This is a genomic window from uncultured Duncaniella sp., assembly GCF_910578445.1.
In the GTDB taxonomy this organism is placed as follows: Bacteria; Bacteroidota; Bacteroidia; order Bacteroidales; family Muribaculaceae; genus Duncaniella.
In genome coordinates, this window is sequence record NZ_CAJTQC010000045.1 from 1 (window position 1) to 7,602 (window position 7,602).

A 7,602-nucleotide genomic window follows, 5' to 3' on the forward strand; every position below is an offset into this window, starting at 1 on the left:
ACTAAACATAAAACACTCTCCGGCCGGAAGACCATCTGATGGACTCCCGGCCGGAGTTTTTTTATTCAGGCCGTATGTTGGATATGCCTCTTTGTTTTCGTACCTTTGTGCATTAAGTCACTATAACAACAAGAAATCAACCATGCATACACGCGAAGAAAAAATAGAGGCGCTTGGCCGGGTAATCGACACTCTCGACATCCTGCGCGTCAAATGTCCGTGGGACGCAAAACAGACCAATGAATCACTGCGCCCGAACACAATCGAGGAAGTCTATGAACTATGCGACGCTCTCATCAACTCCGACGATGCCAATATACGCAAAGAACTTGGCGATGTGTTGCTCCATGTGCTTTTCTATGCTAAAATCGGAGAGGAAAAAGGAGCTTTTGACATTGCTGACGTCTGCGACGCGCTCAACACGAAACTAATCTTCCGCCATCCACATGTGTTTGGCAGCACAAATGTAAATTCAACCGACGATGTGCTCCGCAACTGGGAAGAATTGAAACTAAAGGAAAAAGGAGGAAACAAGACGGTGCTTTCAGGAGTCCCGGCTGCACTCCCTGCCATGATTAAGGCCGACCGCATTCAGGAAAAAGCTTCAAATGTCGGCTTTGACTGGGAACGCCCCGAACAGGTGTGGGACAAGGTCAGGGAAGAAATGAAAGAATTTGAAGAGACCGTAGCCGAAAAATCGCCTGAACGGATGGAGGAAGAAATGGGCGATCTGCTTTTCAGCGTCATAAACGCCGCACGCCTCTACAAAATCAACCCTGAAAACGCTCTTGAGAAGACTAACAAAAAATTCATTGCCCGCTTCAACCACCTCGAAAAGCGTGCCAATGAAATGGGTAAAGAACTCCGCGATATGACACTTGCCGAAATGGATTCAATCTGGGAAGAGGCCAAGCATCTGTAATCTCACCTCTTTTCAATTAACACTCTGATGAACTACAACGAACTCAACGCCCATCCGCGTGATCCCTACCTCGATTTTGATGCCGAAAGCCACACCTACACACTCGGCAACCGTACACTTGTCTCGGTGACCAACATCGTCGAAGACTGTTTCCCAAGATTCGATGCCGACTACTGGGCCCGGCGCAAAGCTCCCGCCATGGGACTGACTCCTGAAGAACTCAAAGCGAAATGGGAGGACAACGCGCGCCGCTCCCGCACACTCGGCACTGAAATGCACGAAAAAATCGAACGCTACTACCTTGGTGACGATGCCGGTGATGACGGCGACGCCTATACCCTATTCCGCCACTTCGCAGCGGCCGAACGTCTCTACCCCTACCGCAGCGAATGGCGAATATATATGGAAGAATATGGAGTGGCCGGAACTCTCGACTTTCTCGAACGCCGCCCCGACGGCACTTTCAATATCTATGACTGGAAACGCTCCAAGAAGCTCATCGCTCCCGACGGCTCTGTCGAACGCACCAACCGTTACGGCAAACGAGGCTTCTACCCCGTCGGTCATCTCCACGACTGCTCCTTCCACCATTACGCCCTTCAGCTGAGCATCTATCGCTACATCCTTGAACACTGTTACGGAATAAGTGTCTGCCACCTGAAGCTCGGAGTGTTTCACCCTGACTATTCCATGGCATATATTGTACCGGTCCCCTACCTTGCCAATGAAGCCGAAGCTGTCTTGCGCAATCATGCGGCCATTATGGCAAGAATGTCGGAAATGAGCACAATCGAATGTTAAATTCATTTAAAATCAGTTTCGATTACGAAACTTTTATCAATAAGCTTACGTCTAATATACCATAATGACTATAAAACCATTCATTTCATATTTTATACATTCACCATTATGAAAGCTACATCCAGACTGATGTCGGTTATAGTACTCATCGCATGTGTACTTCTTCCCGGCATAGTCAGAGCACAGGGTCAGAATCCCATGCTCCAACCGCTTCCCGTTGACACAGCCGTGCGCATCGGCAAACTTCCCAACGGACTGACCTATTATATCCGACACAACGAATATCCCAAAGGCCAGGCTGATTTCTACATCGCGCAGAATGTCGGTTCGATTCTCGAAGAGGACAATCAGCGCGGTCTCGCCCACTTCCTTGAGCACATGTGCTTCAACGGAACTACCAACTTCCCTGACAACCAGCTCCGCGAATGGCTCGAATCAATCGGAGTGAAATTCGGTGCTAACCTCAACGCCTACACCGGTGTCGATGAAACCGTCTACAACATCAACAATGTCCCTGTGGCACGCGAAAGCGTGCAGGACTCCTGTCTCCTCATCCTTCACGACTGGGCCAACGACCTGACTCTCGACCCGAAGGAAATCGACAAGGAGCGTGGCGTTATCCACGAAGAATGGCGTCGTTCGATGCAAGGACAGATGCGTATCGTCGAAAAACTCCTTCCGATTATCTATCCCACAACTAAATACGGCCACCGTCTCCCGATCGGAACAATGGAGGTCGTCGACAACTTCCCTCCGCAGGCTCTCCGCGACTATTATGAAAAATGGTATCGTCCCGACCAGCAGGCCGTAGTTGTCGTAGGCGACATCGACGTTGACCGTATCGAAGGGAAAATCAAGGAAATGTTCTCGTCAATCGAGATGCCTGAAAATGCATCCGAACGTAAGTACGAACCTGTCCCTGACCATAAAGGTACTATCTACGCCATCGGAAGCGACCCCGAACAGAAAACACTCATCGCACAGCTCATGTTCATCTCCGACCCTCTGCCGAAAGAGATGAAAAACACACCCATGTACTATGCGCAAAGTTATATCGAGAGAATGATCAGCGCAATGATCAACAATCGTCTCGCTGAGATTTCATCCAAGCCAGACGCACCCTTCGCAGGTGCAGGAGTCAGCTTCGGCGGTTTCTTCCTTTCGTCGAAAGTGAAAGATGCTCTTACCACCTCGGCCGTAGCCAAAGGCAATGACATCGTAGAACCTCTCAAGGCCGTCTACCGCGAAGTTCTCCGCGCACAGCGTGGCGGTTTCACACAGAGCGAATACGAACGTGCTAAAAATGAATATCTTTCGTCAATCGAACGCGTCTACAACAACCGTTCCACCCGTGAAAACGGCACATTTGTCGACGAATATGTAGGAAACTTCAAGGATGGCGACCCCATCCCCGGCATCGAGGCTGAATGGCCGCTCATCCAGCAGATTGCAATGGGCATCCCCGTTCAGGTCATCAACCAGACCATGTCACAGGCCATCACACCCGACAACCGCGTCCTCATGGTGCTCTGTCCTGAAAACGAAGGTATGACCAAACCAACCGAACAGCAGCTCGCCGATGCACTCGCATCAGTTGATGCGGAGACCATCGAGGCTTTTGTCGACGAAGTGAAATCCGAACCTCTCATCCCGACCGAACCCGTAGCCGGCACTGTCACATCGACCGTCAACAATGAAAAGTGGGGAACTACCGAATGGACTCTTTCAAACGGAGCTAAAGTCATCATCAAATCCACTAAATTCAAGGAAGACGAAATTCTTTTCACAGCCTATGCCAACGGTGGCTATGCCGACTTCTCTGTCGACTACGACAACTCGCTCATGTTCCTCCCCATCGCAATGCAGGCCTATGGTCTCGGATCTTACACCAACACTGACCTCAGCAAATATACCGCCGGCAAACAAGCTTCGCTCTACATCAGCTTCAGCAACTACAGCCGTTCGATGGGCGGTTCGGCCACTCCCAAGGATCTCCCGACTCTCATGGAGCTGATTCACATGGGCTTCAAAGACATCGAATTTACCGAAGATGAATTCGCAGCTCTTCAGAAAGCCTACAGCGGTGTGCTCGCCAATCAGGAAAAGAGCCCGGAATATATTTTCCAGAAATCACTGCTCTCTACACTCTATGACTCTCCGCGCAGCCACGCCATCAATTCTTCAATCATCGAAAAAGCATCCCGCGACCAGATTCTTGAAGTAGCACATGCGATGACTGCCAACGCCGCCGACTGGACATTCATCTTTGTCGGAAATGTCGATCCCGCCAACCTCCGGCCGATGGTTGAAAAATATATCGCCTCACTCCCCGGCAACGAAAAGACAGCCGTAAAGGAAGTGAAATCCTACAACCCCGCATTCTTCATGAAGGGTGGCGACAAGACAGATACATTCTCGACCCCGATGTCAACTCCCCAGACCCACGTGGCCATCATCGAAAAGGGCGACATGGAATTCACTCCCAAAAATTCGCTGCTCGCCTCTATCGCAGGCCAGATTCTGACAAACCGTCTTATCAAGACCGTGCGTGAAGAAATGGGCGCTGTCTACTCTATCGGTGCAAGCGGACAGCTCGACCGTTCCGGACTCACTCCAGCATCACTCATGACATCGTTCCCGATGAAGCCTGAGATGAAAGACGAAGTCCTCCCCTTCATCAAAGGTGAATTCAAGGCAATGGAGACCAACGTCACTCCCGAGGAACTCAACCCGATCAAGGAATACATGGTGAAAGTCTTCACCGAGAACAGAGAAAAGAACCCCGCATGGCGTTCTGCAATCCTCGGCACAATCGTCAACGGCGTTGACACATTCAACGGAAACGTCGACACCGTAAACTCAATCACAATTCAGGACGTGATGGACTATATGAAAGCTCTTAACGCCCAGAACAATTATCGCGTCGTAATCCTCGACCCCGAAAAGTAAACGTAAATAAACGACCTCATCAATCACGGAGCATGACATCAGATGTGTCATGCTCCGTTTTTTGTTTTTTTAGCTAAAAATCACCTCCGATCCGAGCTTTTTGCATCTCAATATTATGCTTTTTAGTTTCAAAATATTAATTTTGCCTCTCATTAGAAAATATCATTTATTATATCATACTTATGAAACTTACCTTTAATGTCAATTACCATACCGAATGGGGCGAATCGCTTTTCCTGACAGGTTCGGCAGAGGCTCTTGGCGGCAATGATCTTTCAAAAGCCGTCCCGATGACTCTCTCAGGAACTGAAACGTGGAAAGCCGAAGTCGAAATCCCGGATTCGGTAGAGGAGTTCTCTTACGGCTATATTGTGCGCCACGACAACGGCTACGTCCGCCACGAATGGGGCAAACCCCGCCGTTTCACTCATGCTCCCGAAGCACACTCATTCAGAATCTTTGACCGTTGGCAGGACCAGCCGATGGACAAACCTTACTACAGCAGTGCATTCACTGACTGCATCTGCCACCGTGGCGAGCGCGACGAGGCTGTCATCCCCTCGGCAGGAATGCTCACACTCTCCGTCGACGCTCCGATGATTGCACCCGACGAGGCTGTCGCCGTAAGCGGTGAGGCCAAGGCTTTCGGAGGCTGGGACACAAAGAAAGTCCTTCGCATGAGCGATGCTGCCTATCCGACATGGACCGTCAACATACCTGCCGCCGAAATAGAACCGGGAAGCGATTACAAATTCCTGATAATAAAAAAAGCCACAGGAGAAATCGTCGCTTGGGAAGGGCGCGACAACCGCCATATCGACATCAATCTTACCCGTCCTCATGAATCAGTGATAAACTCAGGCGAAAGGCTTGTCAATCCAATTGCTCCTTGGCGCGGTACAGGTGTCGCAATCCCAGTATTCTCACTCCGAAGCGAGGAAGACTTCGGTGTCGGCGATTTCATGGACCTGAAACTTATGATTGACTGGGCTGCCCGGACAAAGCAGAACTTTGTCCAGCTCCTGCCAATAAACGACACGACCATGACCGGTTCGTGGACCGATTCATATCCCTACAACGCCAACTCGACCTTCGCGCTCCACCCGATGTACCTGCGTCTATCGGCAATGGGTCGACTTGACAACGAGGAACGCCAGCACTACTTCGATGAACTCGGACGTGAACTCAACCGTCTTCCTCAGGTTGACTATGAACGCGTCAACAACGCTAAAAACGAATTTACCCGCGAACTGTTCGCCCAGAACGGTCAAACTATCCTCGCATCCGATGAATTCAAGGCCTTTTTCGAGAAAAATGAATCTTGGCTTACACCCTATGCGGCCTTCTGCGTGCTGCGCGACATAAACGGAACACCCGACATGTCGAAATGGGGCGACTATGCCGTCTATGACGAAACCAAAGTCAATGACTTCATCAATCTCCACCAGCACGACATCAACTATGTCTACTATATCCAGTTCTATCTTGACAAACAGATGCACGAAGTCCGCGACTATGCCCACTCAAAGGGCGTAGCCATCAAGGGCGACATTCCTATCGGCATATCGCGCACCAGCGCCGACGCATGGATTTCACCACGCCTCTTCAACCTCGACTGTCAGGCCGGAGCACCGCCGGACGATTTCTCCGTACTCGGACAGAACTGGGGCTTCCCGACCTACAACTGGGACGAGATGGCTAAAGACGGTTTTGCATGGTGGAAATCACGCTTCCGCAAAATGGCCGAATACTTCGATGCCTACCGTATAGACCACGTGCTCGGATTCTTCCGCATCTGGCAGATTCCGATGGACGCCGTCCACGGACTTCTCGGCGTATTCAACCGCGCGCTGCCCTATTCACCCGACGAACTGCGCAACAGCTACGACTTCTGGATTGATGTGGACCGCCAGACACGTCCCTACATCATGGACTATATGCTTACCACCTTCTTCGGTGACTATAAAGATGAATGCCGCGACCGTTTCCTCATCGACGAAGGCTATGGCCGCTACCGCATGCGCGACGAATTCAACACCCAGCGCAAAGTGGCCGATTACTTTGCCGGACAGGAGAAAAACGAGAAAAACAACCGCATCTGCAATGCCCTGCTCGGACTCATCGACGAGGTTCTTTTCATCGAAGACCCCTATGAAAAGGGCAAATACCATCCCCGAATCTCAGCCCAGTTCACTTTTGCATATCAGGCGCTGAACGATTATGAGAAGTGGTGTTTCAACCGCATGTACAACGACTTCTTCTATCGTCGCAACAACGATTTCTGGTATGGAAAAGCCATGTGGAAACTTCCACCGCTCACCGACGCCACCGACATGCTTGTATGCGCCGAGGACCTTGGCATGATTCCGGCATGCGTCCCTGCGGTGATGAACAATCTTCAGATACTTGTGCTTGAGATTCAGCGCATGCCAAAAGACCCCAATGCCACATTCGGCAACACATGGAGTTATCCATACCGTTCGGTCTGCACCACTTCGACCCATGACATGGACGGTATACGCCGCTGGTGGGAAAGTGACCGCGATGCCACCCAGCGCTACTATAACGAAGTGCTCGGCGAACCCGGTCCCGCACCGCAGTATGCCGAACCGTGGATCTGTGAACGTATCATCCGCATGCACCTCCAGTCGCCTTCAATGCTCTGCATCCTTCCGCTTCAGGACTGGCTGTCAATCGACGGAGTGCTCCGCCGTCAGGATCCACGCGAGGAACTCATCAACATTCCGGCAAACCCACGCCACTACTGGCGCTACCGCATGCACCTGACACTCGAAGACCTCAACAACCAGAAGGATTTCAACACCCGTCTCCGAGACGAAATCACCAACTCCGGCCGATGAATAGAATAATAAAAAACGTGAGTTCGATATAAGCAATAGACCATTCACCAATAAAACAATCAGCCATTT

General features: G+C 50.7%; 4 protein-coding genes. All 4 read left to right on the forward strand.

Translation table 11 applies throughout. The annotated features are described in order from the left end of the window. Positions 1 to 142 precede the first annotated feature (142 nt). The 4 genes from mazG (at position 143) to QZ311_RS11890 (ending at position 7,533) form a co-directional block, all read left to right on the forward strand. On the forward strand, positions 143 to 922 hold the full coding sequence (gene mazG / locus QZ311_RS11875; RefSeq protein WP_297068329.1) for a nucleoside triphosphate pyrophosphohydrolase: 780 nt from the start codon (positions 143 to 145) through the stop codon (positions 920 to 922). Between the two features lie 27 nt (positions 923 to 949). Continuing rightward, positions 950 to 1,723 carry a hypothetical protein gene (locus QZ311_RS11880; protein ID WP_297068332.1) on the forward strand — a complete coding sequence of 258 codons (774 nt, stop codon included), beginning with the start codon at positions 950 to 952 and terminating at the stop codon, positions 1,721 to 1,723. Between the two features lie 108 nt (positions 1,724 to 1,831). Then, the gene (locus tag QZ311_RS11885; protein ID WP_297068334.1) at positions 1,832 to 4,672 is read left to right on the forward strand and encodes a M16 family metallopeptidase; all 2,841 of its coding nucleotides are present in this window, start codon (positions 1,832 to 1,834) and stop codon (positions 4,670 to 4,672) included. Between the two features lie 182 nt (positions 4,673 to 4,854). Continuing rightward, complete coding sequence (locus tag QZ311_RS11890) at positions 4,855 to 7,533, forward strand: 4-alpha-glucanotransferase (protein WP_297068336.1); 2,679 nt, start codon at positions 4,855 to 4,857, stop codon at positions 7,531 to 7,533. The last annotated feature ends 69 nt before the right edge of the window (positions 7,534 to 7,602 follow it).